The 21,608-nt window shown below is 69.5% G+C and carries 21 protein-coding genes; 11 read left to right on the forward strand and 10 right to left on the reverse strand.

Features of this window, described 5'->3' with window-relative positions:
- Nucleotides 1–18: 18 nt before the first annotated feature.
- Together C9J49_RS08795 and C9J49_RS08800 are read right to left on the reverse strand one after the other, a co-directional pair.
- Nucleotides 19–1,344 carry a glycosyltransferase gene (locus C9J49_RS08795; RefSeq protein WP_107181264.1) on the reverse strand — a complete coding sequence of 442 codons (1,326 nt, stop codon included), beginning with the start codon at nucleotides 1,342–1,344 and terminating at the stop codon, nucleotides 19–21.
- Complete coding sequence (locus C9J49_RS08800) at nucleotides 1,341–2,291, reverse strand: LysR family transcriptional regulator (protein ID WP_107181420.1); 951 nt, start codon at nucleotides 2,289–2,291, stop codon at nucleotides 1,341–1,343. Before C9J49_RS08800 ends, C9J49_RS08795 begins: the two co-directional genes overlap by 4 nt.
- Before the next feature lie 105 nt (nucleotides 2,292–2,396).
- Between C9J49_RS08800 and C9J49_RS08805 the strand changes: the two genes are divergently transcribed.
- From C9J49_RS08805 to C9J49_RS08840, 8 genes are all read left to right on the forward strand, one after another.
- Nucleotides 2,397–3,476 carry a tartrate dehydrogenase gene (locus C9J49_RS08805; protein WP_107181265.1) on the forward strand — a complete coding sequence of 360 codons (1,080 nt, stop codon included), beginning with the start codon at nucleotides 2,397–2,399 and terminating at the stop codon, nucleotides 3,474–3,476.
- Between the two features lie 112 nt (nucleotides 3,477–3,588).
- Nucleotides 3,589–4,185, forward strand: coding sequence for a lipocalin family protein (locus tag C9J49_RS08810; protein ID WP_046079416.1), 597 nt, complete (start codon nucleotides 3,589–3,591; stop codon nucleotides 4,183–4,185).
- Nucleotides 4,186–4,301: 116 nt separating this feature from the next.
- Nucleotides 4,302–5,321: an SMP-30/gluconolactonase/LRE family protein gene (locus C9J49_RS08815; protein WP_046079417.1), complete on the forward strand. Its 1,020-nt coding sequence runs from the start codon at nucleotides 4,302–4,304 to the stop codon at nucleotides 5,319–5,321.
- 267 nt (nucleotides 5,322–5,588) lie between these two features.
- Nucleotides 5,589–6,581, forward strand: coding sequence for a succinylglutamate desuccinylase (locus C9J49_RS08820; protein ID WP_107181266.1), 993 nt, complete (start codon nucleotides 5,589–5,591; stop codon nucleotides 6,579–6,581).
- 219 nt (nucleotides 6,582–6,800) lie between these two features.
- Nucleotides 6,801–7,571 carry an ABC transporter ATP-binding protein gene (locus C9J49_RS08825; protein WP_107181267.1) on the forward strand — a complete coding sequence of 257 codons (771 nt, stop codon included), beginning with the start codon at nucleotides 6,801–6,803 and terminating at the stop codon, nucleotides 7,569–7,571.
- A gap of 24 nt (nucleotides 7,572–7,595) precedes the next feature.
- A complete protein-coding gene (locus tag C9J49_RS08830) occupies nucleotides 7,596–8,300 on the forward strand; it encodes an ABC transporter permease (protein ID WP_107181268.1) in 705 nt (234 codons plus the stop codon).
- Nucleotides 8,300–9,031: an ABC transporter permease gene (locus C9J49_RS08835; RefSeq protein ID WP_107181269.1), complete on the forward strand. Its 732-nt coding sequence runs from the start codon at nucleotides 8,300–8,302 to the stop codon at nucleotides 9,029–9,031. The genes C9J49_RS08830 and C9J49_RS08835 overlap by 1 nt, the downstream gene beginning before the upstream one ends.
- A gap of 141 nt (nucleotides 9,032–9,172) precedes the next feature.
- Complete coding sequence (locus C9J49_RS08840; protein WP_046079420.1) at nucleotides 9,173–9,940, forward strand: transporter substrate-binding domain-containing protein; 768 nt, start codon at nucleotides 9,173–9,175, stop codon at nucleotides 9,938–9,940.
- A 133-nt stretch (nucleotides 9,941–10,073) separates the two neighbouring features.
- Here the strand turns inward: C9J49_RS08840 and cadR are convergent, their stop codons facing one another.
- On the reverse strand, nucleotides 10,074–10,532 hold the full coding sequence (gene cadR / locus C9J49_RS08845) for a Cd(II)/Pb(II)-responsive transcriptional regulator (RefSeq protein ID WP_107181270.1): 459 nt from the start codon (nucleotides 10,530–10,532) through the stop codon (nucleotides 10,074–10,076).
- Nucleotides 10,533–10,738: 206 nt separating this feature from the next.
- Between cadR and C9J49_RS08850 the strand changes: the two genes are divergently transcribed.
- Complete coding sequence (locus C9J49_RS08850) at nucleotides 10,739–11,524, forward strand: TraX family protein (RefSeq protein WP_046079426.1); 786 nt, start codon at nucleotides 10,739–10,741, stop codon at nucleotides 11,522–11,524.
- Between the two features lie 23 nt (nucleotides 11,525–11,547).
- Here the strand turns inward: C9J49_RS08850 and C9J49_RS08855 are convergent, their stop codons facing one another.
- Together C9J49_RS08855 and C9J49_RS08860 are read right to left on the reverse strand one after the other, a co-directional pair.
- On the reverse strand, nucleotides 11,548–12,747 hold the full coding sequence (locus C9J49_RS08855) for a cation:proton antiporter (RefSeq protein WP_046079427.1): 1,200 nt from the start codon (nucleotides 12,745–12,747) through the stop codon (nucleotides 11,548–11,550).
- A gap of 165 nt (nucleotides 12,748–12,912) precedes the next feature.
- The gene (locus C9J49_RS08860; RefSeq protein WP_046079428.1) at nucleotides 12,913–13,812 is read right to left on the reverse strand and encodes a LysR substrate-binding domain-containing protein; all 900 of its coding nucleotides are present in this window, start codon (nucleotides 13,810–13,812) and stop codon (nucleotides 12,913–12,915) included.
- 73 nt (nucleotides 13,813–13,885) lie between these two features.
- Between C9J49_RS08860 and C9J49_RS08865 the strand changes: the two genes are divergently transcribed.
- Nucleotides 13,886–14,923 (forward strand): YeiH family protein, encoded by a 1,038-nt coding sequence (locus C9J49_RS08865; protein ID WP_258393857.1) that lies wholly within the window; start codon nucleotides 13,886–13,888, stop codon nucleotides 14,921–14,923.
- Between the two features lie 68 nt (nucleotides 14,924–14,991).
- Here C9J49_RS08865 and C9J49_RS08870 read toward each other — a convergent pair whose 3' ends face one another.
- Both C9J49_RS08870 and purE read right to left on the reverse strand, forming a co-directional pair.
- A complete protein-coding gene (locus C9J49_RS08870; RefSeq protein WP_035593713.1) occupies nucleotides 14,992–16,104 on the reverse strand; it encodes a 5-(carboxyamino)imidazole ribonucleotide synthase in 1,113 nt (370 codons plus the stop codon).
- 27 nt (nucleotides 16,105–16,131) lie between these two features.
- Nucleotides 16,132–16,641, reverse strand: coding sequence for a 5-(carboxyamino)imidazole ribonucleotide mutase (purE, locus tag C9J49_RS08875; protein ID WP_035593715.1), 510 nt, complete (start codon nucleotides 16,639–16,641; stop codon nucleotides 16,132–16,134).
- A 303-nt stretch (nucleotides 16,642–16,944) separates the two neighbouring features.
- Here purE and C9J49_RS08880 point away from each other — a divergent pair, with 303 nt between their 5' ends.
- Nucleotides 16,945–17,739 carry a YbaY family lipoprotein gene (locus C9J49_RS08880; protein ID WP_107181271.1) on the forward strand — a complete coding sequence of 265 codons (795 nt, stop codon included), beginning with the start codon at nucleotides 16,945–16,947 and terminating at the stop codon, nucleotides 17,737–17,739.
- Nucleotides 17,740–17,827: 88 nt separating this feature from the next.
- Here C9J49_RS08880 and C9J49_RS08885 read toward each other — a convergent pair whose 3' ends face one another.
- The 3 genes from C9J49_RS08885 to C9J49_RS08895 all read right to left on the reverse strand — a co-directional run bounded on the left by C9J49_RS08885 (nucleotide 17,828) and on the right by C9J49_RS08895 (nucleotide 21,508).
- A complete protein-coding gene (locus C9J49_RS08885) occupies nucleotides 17,828–19,834 on the reverse strand; it encodes a TRAP transporter fused permease subunit (RefSeq protein ID WP_107181272.1) in 2,007 nt (668 codons plus the stop codon).
- A 67-nt stretch (nucleotides 19,835–19,901) separates the two neighbouring features.
- A complete protein-coding gene (locus C9J49_RS08890) occupies nucleotides 19,902–20,522 on the reverse strand; it encodes a DUF1850 domain-containing protein (protein WP_181454270.1) in 621 nt (206 codons plus the stop codon).
- A gap of 23 nt (nucleotides 20,523–20,545) precedes the next feature.
- Nucleotides 20,546–21,508 (reverse strand): TAXI family TRAP transporter solute-binding subunit, encoded by a 963-nt coding sequence (locus tag C9J49_RS08895; RefSeq protein WP_046079431.1) that lies wholly within the window; start codon nucleotides 21,506–21,508, stop codon nucleotides 20,546–20,548.
- Nucleotides 21,509–21,608: the final 100 nt, after the last annotated feature.

A 21,608-nucleotide genomic window follows, 5' to 3' on the forward strand; every position in this document is an offset into this window, starting at 1 on the left:
ATTCACTTGGAGGGCAGCTCATTTCGAGGGCAGTTCGGGCTCGTCGGAGCGGTTGCCGGGCCACCAGGAGGGCCGTTCCTGCTCCCACTCCTCCTGCACCAGGTGGCGCAGGATCCGCCCGCGATAGCGCAGCATCTGCCATTCCGCGCCCAGCCGGCCGCGCACGCGATCCCAGCCGCCGTCGTCGGCGTGGGTGAAGGGCCCGCCGCTGGCGATCGCCCGCCGGTAGACGGCCAGGCAGCGCTCGGCGCACAGGCGCTCGTCGTAGTCCGCGGCGGTGGCCAGGGCACCGTGATGCAGCGGCAGGCGCCGCGCCGGGTCACCGAGCTCGTCGAGGGCCGCCGCCATGGCCTCGGCGTCGTCCTCGGCCAGCAGCCGCCCGTTCTCTTCGTCCGCCACCACCTCCACCACGCCCGGCGCTTCGACCGCCACCACCGGCAGGCCCGCGGCCATGGCCTCGGCCACCACCATGCCCTGGGTCTCGCTGTGGGAGGCGAAAGCGAAGACGTCCATGGCGTGATAGGCGTCGATCAGCGCCTGGCCCTGCAGGCGGCCGGTGAAGTGGACGCGCTCGTCCACGCCCCATTCCTCGGCGACCATGGCCATACCCTCGGCCGCATCGCCGTCCCCGACCACCAGGAAGTGGGCCTCCGGCCGGGCGCCCAGCGCCCGGCACACGGCCTCGGCCAGGAACGTGAGATTCTTCTCGTGGGCCAGCCGTCCCAGATGGCCGATCACGTAGGCGCCCTCGGGAATGCCCTGCGCTTCCCGGCAGCCGGCTCCATTGCCGTCTGTGAAACGCGCCGTGTCCACGCCGCTCGGCACCACGCGGATCTCGGGATTGCCGTCGCGCGCCAGCAGCAGGTCGCGGATGCTCTCGCTGGGCGCGATCACGGCGTCGCACAGCCAGGTGTACTGGGTCGCCAGCGCCACGGCGAAGCGCTGCATGCGCGGCGAGTCGCCCGGCACGTAGTGGGTGTAGTGCTCGTAGAGGGTGTGGTGGGTGAACACCAGCGGCAGGCCGTAGGTCTCGGCGGCCCGGGCGGCGGTGTCGCCGAGCAGGAAGGGGTGATGGGTGTGCACCAGATCCGGCTCGAAGGCCTCGATGGCGTCATACAGCTGACCGGGAATCGGCACCGGCAGGGAGAAGTCGCTGCCGTTGAAGTGCTGGACCGCCGCCACCCGTACCACGTCGGCCTCGAAGTCCGGCTGTCCCTCCAGGCGCGGGGCCACCACCAGCACCTTGTGGCCGGTGGCCTGGAGCTGGCGCTTGAGCCGCTGCACGGACTCGCTGACGCCGCCGACGATGGGCAGATAGGTGTTGGTGAACATCAACACATTCACGGTGGCGACACTCCTTGCCGGGTTTCCAAAAGCCCCTCCCGAGCCGGGACGCGTCCCGGCATCTCCTGCTCAAGATAGGCGATGAAGGCGCGAATCCGCAGCGGGACGTGGCGGCGCCGATCATACACGGCATGAAAGTCGGCGCGCACGCCCTGCCAGTCGGGCAGCAGTTCCACCAGTCGCCCCGCCACCAGATCCTCGTGCACGTCCCACCAGGAGCGCAGGGCGATGCCATGGCCGTCCCGGGCCAGGCCGCGGATCACCTCGCCGTCGTTGCTGGCCATGGGGCCGGTGACCTTCACCGCACGCTCCTCGTTCGGCGCGTCGCGGCGCTCGAAGCGCCACACCGCGTAGTCGCTGGCGATCTCTCGCAGCACCAGGCAGGAGTGGCATACCAGGTCGGCCGGCTCGTTGAGCGGCGGCATCGTCGCCACGTAGCGCGGCGCCGCACACAGCACGCGCCGGCTGGCCAGGATGCGCCGGGCCACCAGCCGCGAGTCCGGCGGCTCGCCGACCCGGATGCCGATGTCGATGCCCTGGTCGGCCAGGCCGAGCGGAAAATTGGTCAGCTCCAGGCTCGCCTCGAGGCGCGGATGCCGGGCGCGGAAGGCCGACAGCAGCGGCGCCACGTGGCGGCGCCCGAAGCCGAAGGTGGCGTTGATGCGCAGCGGCCCGGAGAGCTCGGCGCGATGATCGCCGAGAGTCTCCTCGAGCTCGGTCAGATCGTCGAGGATGGCCCCGCCGCGGGCCAGATAGCGCTCGCCCTCGGCGGTCAGCGTCAGGCGCCGGGTGGTGCGTGCCGCCAGCGACACGCCCAGGCGCGCCTCGAGCCGCTGCAGGCGCTTGCTCACCGCCGACAGCGACAGCCCGAGCTCGCGGGCGGTGGCGGTCAGGCTGCCGGCCCGGGCGAGGCATTGGAAGAAGGCCAGATCGTCGAGGGGCGTCACCGCATTCTCCACCTGAACTCAATAATGGCTTGAATATTACCCCGATTATCTCCGCCCTGTCCGCCGCTAGACTGGGTGAACGCTCATTCCCCGACAGGAGTTCCCATGACCCAGCGTATCGCCGTGCTCGCCGGTGACGGCATCGGCAAGGAAGTCATGCCGGAGGGCCTGCGCGCCCTCGAGGCCGCCGCCCGCCGCTTCGACCTCGACCTGACCTTCGAGGCCTTCGACTTCGCCAGCTGCGACTACTACCTCGAGCACGGCCAGATGCTGCCCGACGACTGGCACTCGACCCTGGTCGGCTTCGACGCCCTCTACTACGGCGCCATCGGCTGGCCCGAGACGGTGCCGGACCACGTCTCGCTGTGGGGCTCGCTGCTCAAGTTCCGCCGCGAGTTCGACCAGTACGTCAACCTGCGCCCCTGCCGCTTGCTGCCGGGCATCGAGAGTCCGCTGGCCGGTCGCAAACCGGGCGACATCGACTTCTACGTGGTGCGCGAGAACACCGAGGGCGAGTACTCCAGCGTCGGCGGCACCATGTTCGAGGGCACCGAGCGCGAGGTGGTGATCCAGGAGACGGTGATGACCCGCACCGGCGTCGACCGGGTGCTGAAGTACGCCTTCGACCTGGCCCAGACCCGCCCACGGAAGAAGCTGACCTCGGCCACCAAGTCCAACGGCATCGCCATCACCATGCCCTGGTGGGACACACGCGTGGCCGCCATGGGCGAGCGTTACCCGGAGGTCGAGGTCGACCAGTTCCACATCGACATCCTCACCGCCAACTTCGTGCTGCACCCGGACTGGTTCGACGTGGTGGTGGCCAGCAACCTGTTCGGCGACATCCTCTCCGACCTGGGCCCGGCCTGCACCGGTACCATCGGCGTCGCCCCCTCGGCCAATATCAACCCCGAGGGCACCTTCCCGAGCCTGTTCGAGCCGGTCCACGGCAGCGCCCCGGACATCGCCGGACGTGGCATCGCCAACCCCATCGGCCAGATCTGGTCCGGCGCCATGATGCTCGAGCACCTGGGCCAACCGGAGGCCGGTGCGGCCATCCTTGCCGCCATCGAGGCGGTGCTCGCCGCGGGCGACGCCGGGACCCTGACGCCGGATCTCAAGGGCCACGGCACCACCGAGGGCCTGGGCCGCGCCATCGCCGAGCGCATCGCCGCCGACGCCTGAATCGGGCCAGAACCGGGGCTGAATCAGCGCTGAACAGGCCGGCGCGACGGCTGACACGCCGCCGCGCCGGCCCTATGCTGGCAGGGAATCGGACACCCCCAAGGAGGCCAGGATGCCCACCGCCACCCGACGTTTCCCGCGCTATTCACTGCCCGACCGCGGCCGGGCGCTGCTCGGCGCCGCCCTGCTGCCGCTCGGGCTCGCCGCCTGCACCGGCATCCCCCAGGGCACCCAGCCGGTCGACGGCTTCGACGCCGAGCGCTATCTGGGCCGCTGGTACGAGATCGCCCGCTTCGATCACTCCTTCGAGGAGGGCCTGGACTGCGTCACCGCCGACTACGCCCGCCGCGACGACGGCGGCATCCGGGTGATCAACCGCGGCGTCGACCTGGACGCCGGCGAGGTCGACGTCGCCGAGGGCAAGGCCTATCCGATCGGCGAACCCGGCCAGGGTCGGCTCAAGGTCAGCTTCTTCGGCCCCTTCTATGCCGGCTACAACGTGCTGGCGCTGGCCGACGACTACGACTGGGCGCTGGTCGCCGGCCCCGACCGCGACTACCTGTGGATTCTCTCGCGCACCCCAGAGCTGGCCCCGGACACCTACCGCGCCCTGGTCGAGCGCGCCGAGGCGCTGGACTTCCCGGTGGACGAGCTGATCGAGGTGGAACAGGGCGAGACCGCCTGCGCACCGTGGCGCCGCGAGAGCTGATCGTGCGCCCCGCAAAAATGTACAACATACGTTCGTCGTAGTTACACATACATAGGCTTCAGGCCATCCTCATGGACGCACTCCGAACAACAAACGTGCTTCACATGAGGTGACATATGACGATAGGACGCCGTCAGTTCCTGGCCGGGACCGCCGCCCTGACCGCCGCGGCGGGCTCGCCCTCGCTGTTCGCCCGCGCCGAGCCACCCGCGCGCTATCCTAACGACTGCTGGCAGGTGCTCGACGAGCGCTTCGAGCGCTACATGCTGTTCAACTCGCCGCTGGAGCGGATCTGGAGCGGCGGGCTGTGGCTCGAGGGGCCGGCCTGGAACGCCGTGGGCCGCTACGCGGTGTTCAGCGATATTCCCCGCGCTCGCCAGATGCGCTGGGACGAGGCCAGCGACACGGTCAGCGTGCTGCGCCACGAGGTCGGCCACTCCAACGGCAACGCCTTCGACGACCGCGGCCGGCTGATCGCCTGCGAGCACTCCCCGGCCCGGGTGGTGCGCTATGAATGGGACGGCGGCATGACCGTGCTGGCCGACGGCTGGCAGGGCAAGCGCCTCAACGCCCCCAACGACCTGGTCACCCTGCCCGGCGGCGGCGTCATCTTCACCGATCCCGGCTATGGCGCCCACGTGGACTATGAGGGCCACAAGCGCGAGCTGGAGATCGAGCCGGCGGTCTACTACGTCGATGACACCCTGGACGAGCCTCTGCGCCTGACCACCGCGCCCTACAAGCCCAACGGCATCGGCCTGAGCCCGGACCGGCGCACGCTCTACGTCACCGACACCGCGCCCTCGCACTACCCCGACCAGCCCGCCGCCATCTTCCGCTTCACGCTCGCGGAGGACGGCAAGGGCGTATCGGACGGCAAGCGCCTGGTGGAAGGCCAGGGCGAAGGCTACGACGGCATGGCCGTGGACGAGGACGGCAACCTCTGGGTCGGCACCTCCGGCGGCGAGGGCAAGGACGGCGTCAGCATCTTCACCGCCGAGGGCGAACGCCTCGGCCGCATCCTGCTGCCCGAGGTCTGCGCCAACGTCTGCTTCGCCGGCGAGGACCGCAACCGGCTGATGATGACCGCCAGCCGCTCCGTCTACACCCTCTACACCGGTGCCCGCGGCGCCTGACCCCGCCACGACAGGCTTCTCGACGCGCGCTCGCGGCGCACCGTTCATCCGGCGCCCGGCCCCGATGGCCGGGCGCCGGCTTTTCACTCAGGCACCGGGCTTTTTCATCAAATCGACAGCCGGCCTTGCGGCGGCCGTCGTGGCACCGGAAGGTAAGGCCAGACTCCGTCTTCACAACGATATAACAAGGATTCTGCCCCATGCCCCGCATCACGGTGCCATCGGCCCGACAGGCCGCCGCCCATCCGCCGATTCCGCGAGGTCGACATGCTGGCTGAGTGGCTCTCCACCACCCTGGACGGCGCCCCCCCCGCCAACGGGGGCGCGCTGCCCGGCGGCCGCTACCGCATCCTCGGCCCCGGCCTGCTCGAGCTCCTGCCCGCGGCGCCGTCGCCCACGGCCCCGGCGCTGGTCATCTCGGCGGGCATCCACGGCAACGAGACCGCCCCTATCGAGCTGCTCGGCGACCTGCTGGCGCGGCTGGAGGCCGGCCGACTGACGCTCGGCGCCCCGACGCTGGTGATCCTGGGCAACCTCGAGGCAATCCGGGCCGGCACGCGCTTCGTCGAGACCAATCTCAACCGGCTGTTCCGCCGCGGCCTCGACGCCGAGGGCCATGAAGCGGACCGCGCCCGCGAGCTGATGACCGCGGTCGACGCCTTCTTCACGCACCACAGCGGGCGCCGCCGGATCCACCACGACCTGCACACCGCGATCCGCGACAGCCAGTATCCGCGCTTCGCCGTGGAACCCTTCGCCGAGGCCGCCACGCCCGACGAGCAGTGGCGCTGGCTGGCCGGTGCCGACATCCAGGCGGTGCTCCACCAGCACACCCACAGCTGGACCTTCTCCCACTATTCGAAGCACTACCACGGCGCGGCGGCCTTCACCCTGGAGCTCGGCCGCGCCCTGCCCTTCGGCGAGAACGACCTGGCGCCCCTGGCGCCCATGGGTACGCTGCTCGCGGCGCTGGTCGAGAACCGCCCCCCGGCGGAACGCCCGACGGCCGACATGGCCTTCTTCCGCGTCGAACACGAGCTCAAGCGCCATGCCGAGGACTTCCGGCTGTGCTTCGCCGACGATACGCCCAACTTCACCGAGTTCGCCCCCGGCACCCGGCTGGCCGAGGATGCGGTCGACGGCGCCTTCACGGTCGGCGAGACGCCGCTGCGGGTGGTGTTCCCCAACGCCGCCGTCGAGATCGGCGCCCGCGCCGCCCTGCTGGTCAGCGCGGTCGCGCCGCCGGACGAGACCGACTGAGCGGCACTACCGGGCTGGCAGGATGCCAGCTGACTATCGGACCAAGGTTGAACGAACGGAGAGGCAAGAAGGCCTGCCGTTCACGGTCGAGACTGGTAGAATCGCCCCCTTTTTCACGCCGGACCGTCTCGAACGGTCTCTGGGGCCCTGCCCGAAGTCGCGTCGCCGGTGCGATTTCCGGCAGCGCCCAGGTGATCCCTTCGAACTGGAGCCTTTTCCATGGCCGACACCCCGATTCCGCTGGAAGTGCGCAACATCAAGAAGCGCTTCGGCGACAACGACGTCCTCAAGGGGCTCTCCCTGCAGGCCCACAAGGGCGACGTCATCACCCTGATCGGAGCCTCCGGCTCCGGCAAGAGCACCTTCCTGCGCTGCATGAACCTGCTCGAGCAGCCCGACGAGGGCGAGCTGATCGTCCACGGCGAGCCGATCCGCTTCAAGGAGACCAAGCACGGCCGCGAGCCGGCGGACTGGAAGCAGGTCGTGGCCATGCGCGCCCGGCTCTCCATGGTCTTCCAGAGCTTCAACCTGTGGGCCCACATGACGCTGCTGGAGAACGTCATCGAGGCCCCGGTGCACGTGCTCGGCAAGTCGAAGCAGGACGCCATCAAGCACGCCCGCGAGCTGCTCAAGCGGGTCGGCCTGGGCGAGCGCGCCGACTACTACCCCGCCCAGCTCTCCGGCGGCCAGCAGCAGCGCGGCGCCATCGCCCGGGCGCTGGCCATGGACCCGGAGGTGATGCTGTTCGACGAGCCGACCTCGGCGCTCGACCCGGAGCTGGTCGGCGATGTGCTCAAGGTCATGCGCGACCTGGCCGAGGAAGGCCGCACCATGATCGTGGTCACCCACGAGATGGCCTTCGCCCGCGACGTCTCGACCCAGGTCGTCTACCTGCACCAGGGCCAGGTCGAGGAAGCCGGGCCGCCCGAGCAGGTGCTGGGCAATCCGCGCTCCGAGCGTCTCAAGCAGTTCCTGGCACCCAAGCACTAAGGCGCCCGCACGAGGAGATCACCCATGATCGATCTGCACGGCTACGGCCCGCGCCTGTTCGAAGGCGCCCTGATCACCGTCGAGCTGGCGGTGCTGTCGCTGCTCCTGGCCATCGTGCTGGGGCTCGCCACCGCCAGCGCCAAGATGTCCCGCCACTGGGGCCTGCGCCAGCTCGGCACCCTCTATACCACCGTCATCCGAGGCGTGCCGGACCTGGTGCTGATGATGCTGCTGTTCTTCGGCGGCCAGATCGGCATCAACATGGTCACCGACTGGCTCTACTACCAGTTCGACGTCGACATCTTCATCAACGTCAACGAGTTCGTCGCCGGCGTGGTCACCATCGGCCTGATCTTCGGCGCCTACATGGGCGAGACCTTCCGTGGCGCCTTCATGGCCGTGGACAGCGGCCAGATCGAGGCCGGCCGCGCCTACGGCATGCGCCCCTGGCTGGTGTTCCGCCGCATCCGCTTCCCGCAGATGATGCGCCACGCCCTGCCCGGCCTGTCCAACAACTGGATGGTGCTGCTCAAGACCACCGCCCTGGTGTCGGTGATCGGGCTTTCCGACATGGTCCGCGTGGCCTCCGAGGCCTCCAAGGCGACCCGCGAGCCTTTCACCTTCATGATCATCGTCGCCGTCATCTACCTGCTGATCGCCAGCGTCTCCGAATGGGGCTTCGCTCGCCTGCAGAAGCGCTATGACATCGGCTACGGGGAGGCGAACTGATGGACGCCCTGATGAACTGGCTCGAGACGCAGCTGGCCGACAACAGCATCTTCACCCTGCAGACGCTCTCCTACTATGGCGACGGCCTGGTCACCACGGTCCAGCTGGTCTTCCTGTCGCTGATCATCGGCCTGGTGCTGGCGGTGCCGCTGGCCATCGGCCGCGGCTCGAAGCACGCCTGGGTGCGGCTGCCGATCTTCTTCTACTGCTATGTGTTCCGCGGCACGCCGCTGCTGGTGCAGCTCTACCTGATCTACTACGGCGTGGTGTTCGTCGAGGGCATCCAGGAGACCTGGCTGTGGGTGATCCTCGAGAAGCCCTTCGTGCCGGCGCTGATCGCCTTCACCCTGAACACCGGGGCCTACACCACCGAGATCTTCCGCGGCGCGATCAAGTCCACGCCCAGGGGCGAGATCGAGGCGGCCCGGGCCTACGGCATGTCCTGGGCGCTGATGATGCGGCGCATCGTGCTGCCCAGCGCCTTCCGGCGCGCGCTGCCGGCCTACGGCAACGAGGTGATCTTCATGCTCCACGCCAGCGCCATCGCCAGCGTGGTGACGCTGATGGACCTCACCGGCGCGGCCCGCTTCGTCTATGCTCGCTTCTACGCGCCCTTCGATGCCTTCCTGTTCGTGGCGGCGATCTACCTGTGCCTGACCTTCACGATCATCTATGTCTTCCGCCGCCTGGAGAATCGGCTGCTCGCCCACCTCAAGCCGGCGGGCGGCTGAGGCAAGCGTCAAACGAACGTTGGGAACCAACGTTCGTTCCTGCGCTTTCGACCCGCCCGGCCTTCCGCTAAGGTGGGCGGGTCATCATCCCAGAGTCGCCGCCCACAAGGTGTGACCATCAACAACAAGGGGAGTCCCTCCATGAAGTTTCAGAAGATCCTGAGCCTCGGCGTGCTGAGCGCCGCCATGATCGCCGGCACCGCCAGTGCCGACGTCCGCGACATCCGCATCGGCGTCGACGTGCCCTACGAGCCGATGGAATACCGCACCCCGGACGGCGAGCTGACCGGCTTCGACATCGACCTGGGCAATGCCCTGTGCGCCGAGATCGGCATCCAGTGCGAATGGGTCGTCCAGGGCTGGGATGGCATCATCCCCGGGCTGCAGGCGCGCAAGTACGACGCCATCATGTCCTCGATGACCATCAACGAGCAGCGTCGCGAACAGGTGCTGTTCTCCGACCCCTACATCACCCCGCCCTCCGCCTGGTTCGCCCCGGCCGACAGCGAGATCGTCACGCCGGACGCCGAGTCCCTGGACGGCAAGTCCATCGGCGTGCAGCGCGGTACCCTGCAGGACAACTACGTCACCGACATGTACGGCGACGTGGCCGACGTGAACCGCTACGCCACCGCCGACGACATGGTGCTGGACATGGATGCCGGCCGCCTGGACATCGCCTTCCTCGACTTCCCGATCGGCAAGTCCACCCTGATCGACAGCGAGGCCGGCGACTACAAGACCGTCGGCGAGAAGATCAGCGAGCCGGTGGAATACTTCGGCGAAGGCTTCGGCATCGCCTTCCGCCAGCGTGACGGCGAGCTGGCCGAGGCCTTCAACGAAGCGCTCTCCACGCTCAAGGCCAACGGCACCTACGACGAGATCGAGGCCAAGTACTTCAGCGAGTAAGTACTTCAGCGAGTCAGGCATCCAGAGAGCCGGCGCCGGGACACACCGGGCGCCAGGCCAAGAAACGCCAGCGGCCCCGACAGAGTCGGGGCCGCTGGCGTTTCAGGGGAACGTGCTGCCGCGCCGACCCCATTCACAGCCGCGGATGCACCCCCGGCACATGCTCGTCGTCGGCCGGCGCGTTGGTTGCGGCGTCTTCCGGCGGGTGCGCCAGGGCGTCGAGGATGCCGCACTCGGCGGCCAGGCGTTGCCCTTGGCAGCGGCTCCGCAGCGTCCTGAGCGAGCGCTCCAGGGCCTGCAGCTGGGCAATGCGGGCGGCCACATGATCGAGGTGGGCATCGATCAGTGCATCGGCGTCACGGCAAGGCTGGTCTGGGTGATCATGACACTCCAGCAGCGCGCGGATCTCGTCGTGGGTCATGTCCAGCGCCCGGCAGCGGCGGATGAAGGCCAGTCGCTCGACGTGGGCCTCGCCGTAGAGGCGGTAGTTGGCCTCGCTGCGAGCGGGCTCGGGCAGCAGCCCCTCGCGCTCGTAGTAGCGGATGGTGACGACGCGGCAGTCGGTGCGCCGCGCCAGTTCGCCGATCTTCATGAGCAGGCTCCGATATGGACGTTGTCGGCAGAAATGCTCCCTATAGTGACTATAGGCAATACGTGAGACAAGCCGGCGTGGCCGGCGTTTGCCTCGATGCCGGTCGGCGACACCTTGTGCAGGAAATCGACAAGCCAGCGCCACGTGCCGAACCCGCTCGCCACACGCCGGTCATCGGAAGGGTCACCCATGACAAGGAGATCGCGATGTCCCTCGCTGCCAACGCCGATGCCGGCGTCGCTCGCCCTTCCTCGGCCTGGACGGGCTGGGGCCAGTGGCTGGCGCTGATCACCATGACCCTCGACCATCTGTCGCGCTACGCGGTGCCCGAGGCCTGGGGACTGGACTGGATCGACTCCTCACTGGGGCGCATCGCCTTCCCGCTGTTCGCCGCCATGGTCGCCTGGCACGGGCTGTTCAACACCCGCGATCCGCTGCGCTACGCCCGCCGCGTGCTGGTGATCGGCCTGGTCGCCCAGCTGCCCTATGCGCTGATGCCCCGGGATATCGACGGCCTGATCCTCAATATCTGCTTCACGCTGTCGCTGGGCCTGATCGGCGGCGCCTGGCTGCTGAACCTGCCGGCACGGCGGGCGCGCGGTCTCGCCGCCTGGCAGATGACCGCCGAGGCGATCGCCGCCCTGGCGGTGTGGGCGCTGGCGGGCCCGGTCGTCGAGTATGGGCATCTGGGCCTGCTGATGATCCCGCTCTACATGCTGGCGATGCAGCGCCTGCACGCGCCCGCGGCGACGCCGGACGCGCGCCTGTTGGGGCTGATGTCGGCGCTGCCGGTGCTGGTCACCGCCGGACTGATGAACAGCTCCCCGATGGCCAAGGCCTTCACCGTCGCCACCTGCCTGGTGGCGCTGCTGCTGGCCGCCGGCGCCCACCGGCTCTCGCCGCGGGTGCCCTTCACCATGCCGCGCCGCCTTTGGCTGGCCTGGTATCCCGCGCACTTCGCGGCCATCGCGCTATGGCTGGCGCTCGTCTGACGCCCTTTCGCCCCGCCACCGGCCTAGCTTGCTTCTCGCAGTACCCGTCGTACCAGCATGGGCCCGACGGTCTCGAACACCAGGGTCGAGGCCACCACCGTCGAGAGCAGCAGCGTGCCATGCTCGGGAAAGCGCTCCGCCGCGAGCAGCGCCATGCCCATGGCCACCCCGGCCTGGGGCGTGAGGGCCAGGCCGATGTCCCGGGGCAGGTCGGCCTGGCGGACCCGGGCCAGCCGCACGCCCAGCATCCCGCCGAGCAGGCGCCCCGCCAGCCGCAGCGCCAGATAGGCCAGGATCAGGCCCTGGGCCTCGTGAAGGTGCAAGAGATCGACGCTGGCGCCGGACAGCACGAAGAAGAACACCAGGAAGGGCCATTCGATGTGCTCGATCTCGCTGAACGAGCGGGTATGGTGGCGAGACAGGTTGGCGATCAGCATGCCGGTGACCATGGCCGCCAGCAGCGAGGAAACGCCGAGCCAGGTCGACAGGCCGGCGAGCAGCAGGATCAGGGCGATGGCCTCGACCTGGGTCGGCTGTCCCGGCGCCAGGCGCCCGGTCAGCCAGGCCGCGGGCAGACCGATGACGGCACCCAGCAGCAGCGCCCCGCCCAGCTCCCAGACCGCCTCCAGCAGCAGGTGCTCGCCACCGGCCGCCCCCTGAAGGCCCCAGCCCAGCACCGACATGGCCAGCCCGAAGACCAGGATGCCCCAGGCATCGTCGATGGCCACGATGCCCAGCAGCAGGCGGGCCCGCAGCCGAGTGTCGCCGCTGGCATGAATGCTCTCCTGGACGGCGGCGGGATCGGTGGCCACCGAGATCGCCGCCAGCGAGACGGCCACCGCCAACGGGAATCCCAGCGCCCATAGCCCCAGTCCCACCGCCAGGGCGCCGACCCCGACCACCGACAGCGAGACGATCAGGATCAGCGGGCCGGTGGTTCGCAGGCGCGCCAGGGTCAGCTCGCCTCCCAGCAGGAAGGCCACCATGACCAGGGCCACCTGGACCAGCGGCTCGCCGAGACCGTCGAGGAGGCGACCGGCAGGCAGCCCCAGCACCAGCTGCTGAACGATCGCCACGCTCAGCCCGACCAGCACCAGCAGCGAGATGCGCGGTAGCCGGGTACGGCTCGCCACGGCATCGGCAAAGATGCTGGAGGCCAGCAGCCCGCCCAGCACGATCAGCGCCGCCGCCGCGGGCGGCAGATCGTTCACGACCGGGAGCATGTCCCTCTCCTTCGTCCTGGCATCGCGTCCTGTCCTTCTCCGTCCCTGTTCGCGTGCCGTTGGCCCGCTGGAAGGCACACCGGGCCGCTGCCCTCGCCCGGCCTTCAGTGTATGCCAGCCTCGCGATGGCGCTGCGGGGTCAGATCAAGAAAGCGGTTCTCGGCTTCAGCCATCGCCCCGAGACTCGACGAGGAACACCTTGAAGGCCTGCCACAGCGGGCTGCGGTAGCGTTCGGGATGCCACACCAGCGAGAAGGTGCGGCACAGCACCAGCCGGCTGTCGAGCGCCACCAGCTCGCCGCGCTCGCGCTCGCCGGCCACGCTCAGCGCCGACAGGCAGCCGAGCCCGAGCCCCGCCAGCACCGCCTGCTTGATCGCCTCGTGCTGACCCAGCGATATGCGCACCCGGGGCGTCAGGCCCAGATCGCGCATGGCCTGCTCGAACACCTCGCGGGTGCCGGAGCCCGGCTCGCGCAGGATCCAGGGTGCCTCGGCAAGATCGCCGTCCTCGAGGTCGCCGCGACTCGCCAGCGGGTGGCCGGGCGCGGCCACTACCACCAGACGATCCTCGCACCAGGGCTCGCTGACCAGCGCCGGCTCGCGGCACTCGCCCTCGATCAGCCCCAGGTCAGCCTCCAGGCGCAGCACATCGCCCACGACCTCGTGGGTGTTGCGCAGCCGCAGGCGTAGATCGGCGCGAGGATGCGCCTCGCTGAAACGCCCCACCAGGCCGGGCAGCAGGTAGGTGCCCACGGTGGCGCTGGCCGAGACGTCCAGCGTGCCGCGCAGCTCGCCTTCCGGCTCACGGGCCGCGGCGACGAAGCCCGCCATGTCGTCGAGCAGCGCCTCGGCCCGGGGCAGCAGGCCGCGCCCCAGTTCGTTGAGCACCAGCCGCCGCCCGGGGCGCTCGAACAGCGCCACGCCGAGCTGACGCTCCAGGTCGGCCAGCGCCTGGCTGGTCGACGACGGGGAGAGCGACAGCGCCTCGGCGGCGGCGCTGACCGTGCCGAGACGCGCGACGCTGGCGAAGACCTGGAGCTGGCGGAAGCTGACCTGGGGCGACATATCGGTTTTTCCGAAAAGCAGTTTCGTTATCAGCTGATAACCATTAGCGCTATTAGGGCATAGCATGGGCGCCATGAACAACGTCTCCTTCCCCACCGCCCCGATGCGCGAAGCCCTGTGGCCGGGCCTCGCCCTCTGCGCCCTGCTGACTCTCGGCGGCACCGCGCTCTCGCGGCTGCCGATGCTCGCCGAGGCCGGCGTAAGCCCGCTGGTGCCGGCGCTGCTGCTGGGCATCGTGGCCGGCAATCTGCCCCTCGCCCGCCACTTGAGCCAGACCGGCCCCGGGCTCGCCTTCGCCACCCGCCGTCTGCTGCGTGGCGGCATCGTGCTGTTCGGCCTCTCGCTGACGCTGCAGCAGGTGGCCGGCCTGGGGCCGAAGGTGCTGGTGCTGGACACGCTGGTGATCGCCGGCGTGCTGGCCGGCGGCTACGGGATCGGCACCCGACTGCTGGGGCTCGACCGCGACACCGCGCTGCTGACCAGCGCCGGCAGCGCGATCTGCGGCGCCGCCGCGGTACTGGCCACCGAGTCGACCATCCGTGCGCGCCCGGCCGCTACCTCGATGGCCGTGGCCACGGTGGTGCTGTTCGGCTCGCTGGCGATGCTGGTCTACCCGCTGCTCTATTCGCTGCTGGACCTGCCGCAGGGCCTGTTCGGCATCTACATCGGCGCCACCGTCCACGAGGTCGCCCAGGTGGTGGCCGCCGGCGAGGCGGTGGGTCCGGAGGCGCTGGCCAACGCGGTGATCGTCAAGCTGGTGCGGGTGATGCTGCTGGTGCCCTTCCTGCTGATCGTCGGCCAGTGGTGGCAACAGCGCCAGGACGGCGACGCCGAAGACGGCGATCGCGGCGGCCTGGTGATCCCCTGGTTCGCCTTCGGCTTCCTGGCCATGGTGGCGTTCAACAGCCTGGTCGCCCTGCCCGCCCCGCTGCACGCGGCCCTGGTGCAGCTCGGCCAGCTGGCACTGACCATGGCCATGGCGGCGCTGGGGTTCGAGACGCGCCTTTCCCGGCTGCGCGCCCTGGGGCCGAAGCCCTTCCTGCTGGCGCTGATCCTGTTCGCGCTGTTGGTGGGCGGCGGTGGGCTGGCCAGTGTGCTGATCATGGGATGACACCGGATAACGTAAAAGGCCGCGCCCGAGGGGCGCGGCCTTTTCCTTTCAGCCGATGAGGCGAGGCCTCACTCGAAGCTGAAGCTCGGCGCCGGGGCGTCGGGCAGCAGGGCCGCACAGGCGCGGACCTTCTCCAGCAGCGCATCAAAGGTCGGCGCCACCAGATTGACGTGGGCCAACTTGCGGCCGGGGCGCTCGCCCTTGTCATAACGGTGCAGGTGGGCGTCGTCGATCTCGAGCAGCTTCGCCGCCTCGCCCTCGCGGCCGATGACGTTGACCATGCAGGTCGGCGCGCGGGCGGCGGTGCTGCCCAGCGGCAGGCCCTGGATGGCGCGCAGGTGGTTCTCGAACTGGCTGGTCACCGCGCCGTCCTGGGTCCAGTGGCCGGAGTTGTGCACCCGGGGTGCCATCTCGTTGGCCAGCAGGCCGCCGTCGCGGGTCTGGAACAGCTCCAGGGTCAGCACGCCGACGTAGTCGAGCTCGTCGAGCAGCGCACGGATGTAGCCGTCGGCGGTCTGCTGGACGGCGTCGTCCAGGTCCGGCATCGGCGCCACGGAGTAGCGCAGGATGCCGTCGACGTGGACGTTCTCGGCCATCGGGTAGAAGGCCACCTCGCCGTCGCGACCGCGCACGGCGATGATCGACACCTCGCGCACGAAGTCGACGAAGGCCTCGACGATCAGCCGCGGGTGGTTGATCGAACGCCAGGCCTCGGCCGCATCGGCCGGGTCCTTGATCACCGCCTGGCCCTTGCCGTCGTAGCCCTCGGTGACGGACTTGGCGACCACCGGCGTGCCCAGCTCGCGCGCCGCGGCCTCCAGCGCCTCGGCGCTGTCCACCAGGCGATAGGCCGGGGTCGGGATGGCCAGGCGATCAAACAGCGCCTTCTCCTCGGCGCGGTGCTGGCAGACGCGGATCGCCTCGCTGCCGGGGTAGACCGGCTTGCGCTCCTCGATCGCCTGGACCAGCGCCACCGGCAGGTGCTCGAACTCGTAGGTGACCAGATCGACCTTCTCGAGGAAGCTCTCGAGGTGCTTCTGGTCAGTGTCGATCATGACGTCACCGATGCCCGCGCTGGGGTGGCCGGTGGTGTCGAGGAAGGTGAAGCGGTTGGCCAGCGGATAGCCCGCCAGGGCCAGCATCCGGCCGAGCTGGCCGGCTCCGAGTACGCCGATGTTCATCGTGGTTGCCTCGCTCGTCGCTCGCGGTCAGGGAAGGGGGCGCGGGTCGGGATTGTCCAGCACCGTCTGGGTCTGCTCGGCGCGGAAGGCCTCCACGGCCTCGCGCACCTCGGCATCCTGCAGGCCGACGATCTGGGACGCCATCAGGCCGGCGTTGGTGGCGCCGGCCTTGCCGATGGCCAGGGTACCCACGGCGATGCCGCCGGGCATCTGCACGATCGACAGCAGCGAATCCAGCCCCTTGAGGGCCTTGGACTCCACCGGCACGCCGAGCACCGGCAACGCGGTCTGGGAGGCCACCATGCCGGGCAGATGGGCCGCGCCGCCAGCGCCGGCGATGATCACCTGCAGGCCGCGTTCGGCAGCGGACTTGGCGTAGTCGAACAGCAGGTCCGGGGTGCGGTGGGCCGAGACGACGCGTGTCTCGTAGGGCACGCCGAGGCGCTCGAGCATGGTCACCGCATGTTCCATGACCGGCCAGTCGGACTTCGACCCCATGATCACGCCGACCCGCGGCGTCTCGTTCGATGCTGTCATCCTGGGCTCCTGAAAACGGGAATGACGCCACCTCGCAGCGCACGCCGCGGGCGGATGATGAAAATCGGGAACCCGCTATTCTAACAGAGCCGCGACGCGCCTACCTCTCCCACAGCGCCGGGAAAGGGGGCGATCGCGGCAGGTCGTCCCGATTCGATCCCTCCCTGCGGCCCCAATGTCGCCACCAGGCGACAGCGGGTTTCAAGCTTCCTGCAGATTAGCTTGATAGGGTGATGATCGAAGCGGTCGACAGGGACGCGACCACACACCCCCACACGGCACACGTGTTGAAGGAGACCGACCATGAAGCGTCAACTTTTCATTGCGGCAGCCCTGACCGGCACCCTGGCGCTGGCCGGCTGCGACCAGGCCGACGACAGCGAACAGAACGCGGCCGATACCGCCACCCAGACCGAACAGACGACCGGCAGCGAACAGGCGTCCCAGAACGACGAGCAGCAGGCCAGCAGGACCCTCGAGGGCGTGCTGGAGTTCGTCGCCACCGATACGCCGCTGCCGGACGATGCCCAGGTCACCGTCAGCCTGCTCGACGTGGCCCGCGCCGACGCGCCGGCCACCACCATCAGCGAGACCACCGTCGACGTGACCGGCAACGACCCGGTCGAGTTCGGTCTCGACTACACGACCGATCAGGTCGATCCGGGCCACGCCCACGCCGTGCGCGCCGAGATCCGCGACGACGAGGGCAATCTGCTGTGGACCACCACCCAACGCCATCAGGTCGAGGTCGGCCCGGACGCCGAGCAGGCACCGATCACCGTGAGCCTGGAGCCGGTGGCCAGCCAGGGTTCCATCGCCGGCCAGGCGCTGGAAGACACCGAGAACGCCGTGGACCAGGCCGGCGATGCCGTGGCCGACACCACCGGTGATGCCATGGATGCCGCCGGCGATGCCGCCGATGCGACTCAGGACGCCGCCGGCGATGCGGTCGACGCGACCCAGGACGCCGCCGGTGATGCCGCCGAGGCGACCGAGGAAACCGCCGAGGACGCCGCCGCCGCGACCGAAGAGGCCGCCGAGGAGGCGCACGAAGAGGTGGAGGAAATGATGGAGGACGACACCCAGTCGACTCAATAAGCCATCGCGCTCCATGACACGGCCCCGCCCGGATCGCCCGGGCGGGGCCGTCTGTCGTCGGCCAAGTGTCCGGCCGCCGGGAAAGCCCTCAACCGGCCACGGCGGTCTCCCGTCGGCTGGCGATCCAGTTCCCGGCCAGCGCCAGCACCATCACCGCCGCGCCGGCGGCCTCGGCGATCAGGCTCGGGTAGAAGACCCCGACGATGGCCGGCAGCAGCACCAGCCGCACCGGTGTCGACATGCGCGTGAACAGGTAGCCCTCCAGGGCGGCGGCGAAGGCGCCCAGCGCCAGGAAGGCGGTCAGCGTCGTCCAGGCCAGCAGCGGCAGCGGGCCGCCCATGATGATCTCCGGATTGAAGACCATGAACAGCGGGATCAGGTAGAGCCCCTTGGCGAACTTCCAGGCCTGGAAGCCGGTGTCCATCGGCCTGGCCCCGGCGATCGCCGCCCCGGCGAAGCCCGCCAGCGCGATCGGCGGGGTGACGTTGGAATCCTGCGAATACCAGAACACCACCAGGTGGGCGATCAGCAGCGGCACGCCGAACTCCGAGGTCAGCGCCGGGCCCACCAGCACGATCAGCACGATGTAGCTGGCGGTCACCGGCAGCCCCATGCCCAGCACCAGGCTGGCCAGCAGCACCATCACCAGCGCCAGCAGCAGGTTGCCGTCGGAGAACGCCATCATCATGGCCGAGAACTTGAGCCCCAGCCCGGTGAGGCCCACCACCCCGACGATGATGCCCGCCACGGCGCAGGCCATGGACACCGCCACGGCATTGCGCGCACCGAGCTCCAGCCCCTCGATCACCTTGAGCGCACCGAGCTTCAGCGCCTGGACCAGCGCCGCCCCGGTGACCGGCTCGCCGCGCCTGGGCGCGACGAACAAGAACCACACCGCGAAGCGCAGCGCCGCCACCGCCAGCATGGTGAGGATGGCGTAGTAGCCCACCCGCATCGGCGACATGTTCATCACCAGCAGCCACACCAGCACCGCGAGCGGCAGCAGGAAGTGCCAGCCGGCGCCCATCACGTCGCGCAGCTGCGGCAACTCGCTTTTGGCCATGCCCTGCATGCCCTGCTTCAGGGCGATGATGTGCACGAACAGATAGACGGTGCCGAAGTACATGATGGCCGGGAGGATGCTGACCTTGACCACCTCCAGGTAGGGCATCCGCGTGTACTCGGCGATCAAAAAGGCGCCGGCGCCCATCAGCGGCGGCATGATCTGGCCGCCGGTGGAAGCCGCCGCCTCGATGCCGCCGGCCTGGTGGGGCTTGTAGCCCAGGCGCTTCATCAGCGGGATGGTGAAGGCACCGGTGGTCACCACGTTGGCGATGGCGCTGCCGGAGATCGAGCCCATGCCGGCCGAGGCGATGACCGCCGCCTTGGCCGGCCCGCCGCGCTGGCGACCGGTGGCGGCGTAGGCCAGGTCGATGAAGAACTTGCCGGCGCCGGTGATCTCGAGGAAGGCGCCGAACAGCACGAAGATGAAGATATAGGTCGCCGCCACGCCCATGGGCAGCCCGAAGATGCCCTCCTGCCCCAGGTAGAGCTGGCCGACCAGGCGATCCAGCCCGTAGCCGCGGTGCTCGAGGATGCCGGGCAGCCATTCGCCGAGCCAGGGCAGCTCGCCGCGGGGGCCGGAGAAGGCGTAGAGGATCGCCAGCACGCCGATCACCGTCATGCCGAACCCCACCGCCCGGCGGCTGGCTTCCAGCACGGTGACGGTGGCGATGATGCCGACCGTGATGTCGGTCTGGCTCCAGAAACCGGCGCGATTGATGATCTCGTCGAGATACAGCGCCATGTAGCCGCCGGTGATCACCGCCCCAGCGAAAAACGCCAGGTCGATCGCCCCGCCCAGGGGCCCCCTTCCGTGCCGGGCGCCGAACACCGGAAACATCAGGAACGCCAGCATCATGATCAGCGCCAGGTGGATGCTGCGCTGGTAGAAGAGCCCCAGCGGCTCGATGCCGGCGGAGTAGAGCTGGAACAGCGACAGCGCCACGGCCACCAGGCTGATCAGCCACAGCACCGGGCGCGAGTGCGGCGCCTGGCTGCCGGGGACGATGGGGGAAGCACCCGCTTCGCTCATGGGCGTGTCTCTCTTCTTGAAGTTGGATGAAAGCCAGAAGTTGCTCGACGGTGCAGGTCGTTCATTATCAGGCGCCCTCGTCGTCGGGCATCGCGGCCTCCAGGGCCAGCGTCACCCGCTCGTTGGCGGCGAGCTCGCTCAGGCTCACGACCACCGGCGACTCGGCCGCATCGGGATACCCTCCGCCGGCGTCGCAGTCCCGGGCGGCGTCCAGCAGGGTCGCCAGCGGCGCGCCTCCGGGGCGACCGACCAGGCGATGATCGACGCGCGGCGACCCGACCCGAAGCCGGTAGGCATCGCCGGGCACCGGCTCGTCGATGGCCTCGATCCAGTAGCCGCCGCGACCGTCGGAGACCTGGCGGCCGCGGCCGGGAATGTGGTCGAGGCCGGCGGCGAAGTCCGGCAGGTGGCTGCGCTGGAGCACCATGTGTCCGGCGACGTTGCGATAGCAGTCGTGGACGGTGAAACCCTCCACCGAATGGTTCCAGGCCAGGCACCAGCCCTCGCCTTCCGGCATCGGCAGGCGTACCAGCGGCCGGTGCTCGGCGTCGCGGACCGTCAGCTCATGGCTGGGGCAGTCGGCCAGCGCCGGCGGCGCCAGCCCGCCGAGCAGCAGCGCCGCCAGCAGGGCGTTGACCCACACTCGCCACGACGACGGGGCGAGCCTGACGGCTCGCCCCGGGGTCATCGAACACCTCATCGCGGCGCCCCTCAGGGACGCTGACGGTCGGCGATCTCGGCGCCCACTTCCTCGTAGTAACGCAGCGCGCCGGGATGGAAGGCGATCGGCGTGGACTCGACGCTGAAGTCGACGGTGGTGTCGTTGGCCGCCGGATGGATGGCGATCAGCTGATCGGTGTGCTCGAACAGCGTCTGGGTGATCCGATAGGCCAGCTCCTCGTCCATCTCGCTGCTCACCGCCAGCACGTTGGGGATGCCGATGGTCTGCACCGCCTCTTCCATGCCCTCGTAGAGGCCGGACTTGAGCTCATAGGCGGCGAACACCGGTTCCTCGGCCTGGGCGTTGGCGATCTCCTCGTCGGAGAGGCCGATCAGGCGGATGTCGCGGGTGGTGGCCAGATTCATGATCGAGCTGGTGGGCGGGCCCACGCTCCAGAAGCCGGCGTCGATGTCGCCGTCGCGGATGGCGTCGGCGGTCTCGTTGAAGTTGAGGCGGCGAGCGTCGATGTCGTCGTAGGTGATGCCGTTGGCCTCCAGCAGGGTGCTGGCGTTGATCTCGGTGCCGCTGCCCGGCGCGCCCACCGAGACGACCTTGCCTTCCAGGTCGGAGAGCGACTCGATGCCGGAATCGGCCATGGTCACGATCTGCACGGCATTGGGGTAGATCGACGCCAGGGCGCGGATGTTCTCGAGCTGACGGCCCTCGAAGTCGCCGGTGCCGTTGTAGGCCTGATAGACGGTGTCGGCCAGCGCCAGCGCCAGGTCGGAGTCGCCGCGCCAGACCAGCCCCATGTTCTCCACCGAGGCGCCGGTGACCTCGGCCACGGCGTCGAAGCCCTCGACGTGCTCGTTGATCAGCTCGGCGAGGCCGCCGCCGTAGGGATAGTAGGTGCCGCCGGTGCCGCCGGTGGCGATGGACAGCTGCTGCTGGGCCAGGGCCGCGGGGGCCGCCACCAGCAGAGTGGCGGCGAGGGCCGTCTTGAGTGCGCTCATGAAGCCTCCTACAGACGATTCGAGGGAATTGTTGTGCTTGTTCGAGCGATGCCGGCTCGGTCGATAACTGGCCGGCGCGCCTGGAAAAACGCTAGCAGTC

This window comes from Halomonas sp. SL1 (assembly GCF_003030865.2).
Taxonomy (GTDB): domain Bacteria; phylum Pseudomonadota; class Gammaproteobacteria; order Pseudomonadales; family Halomonadaceae; genus Halomonas; species Halomonas halophila.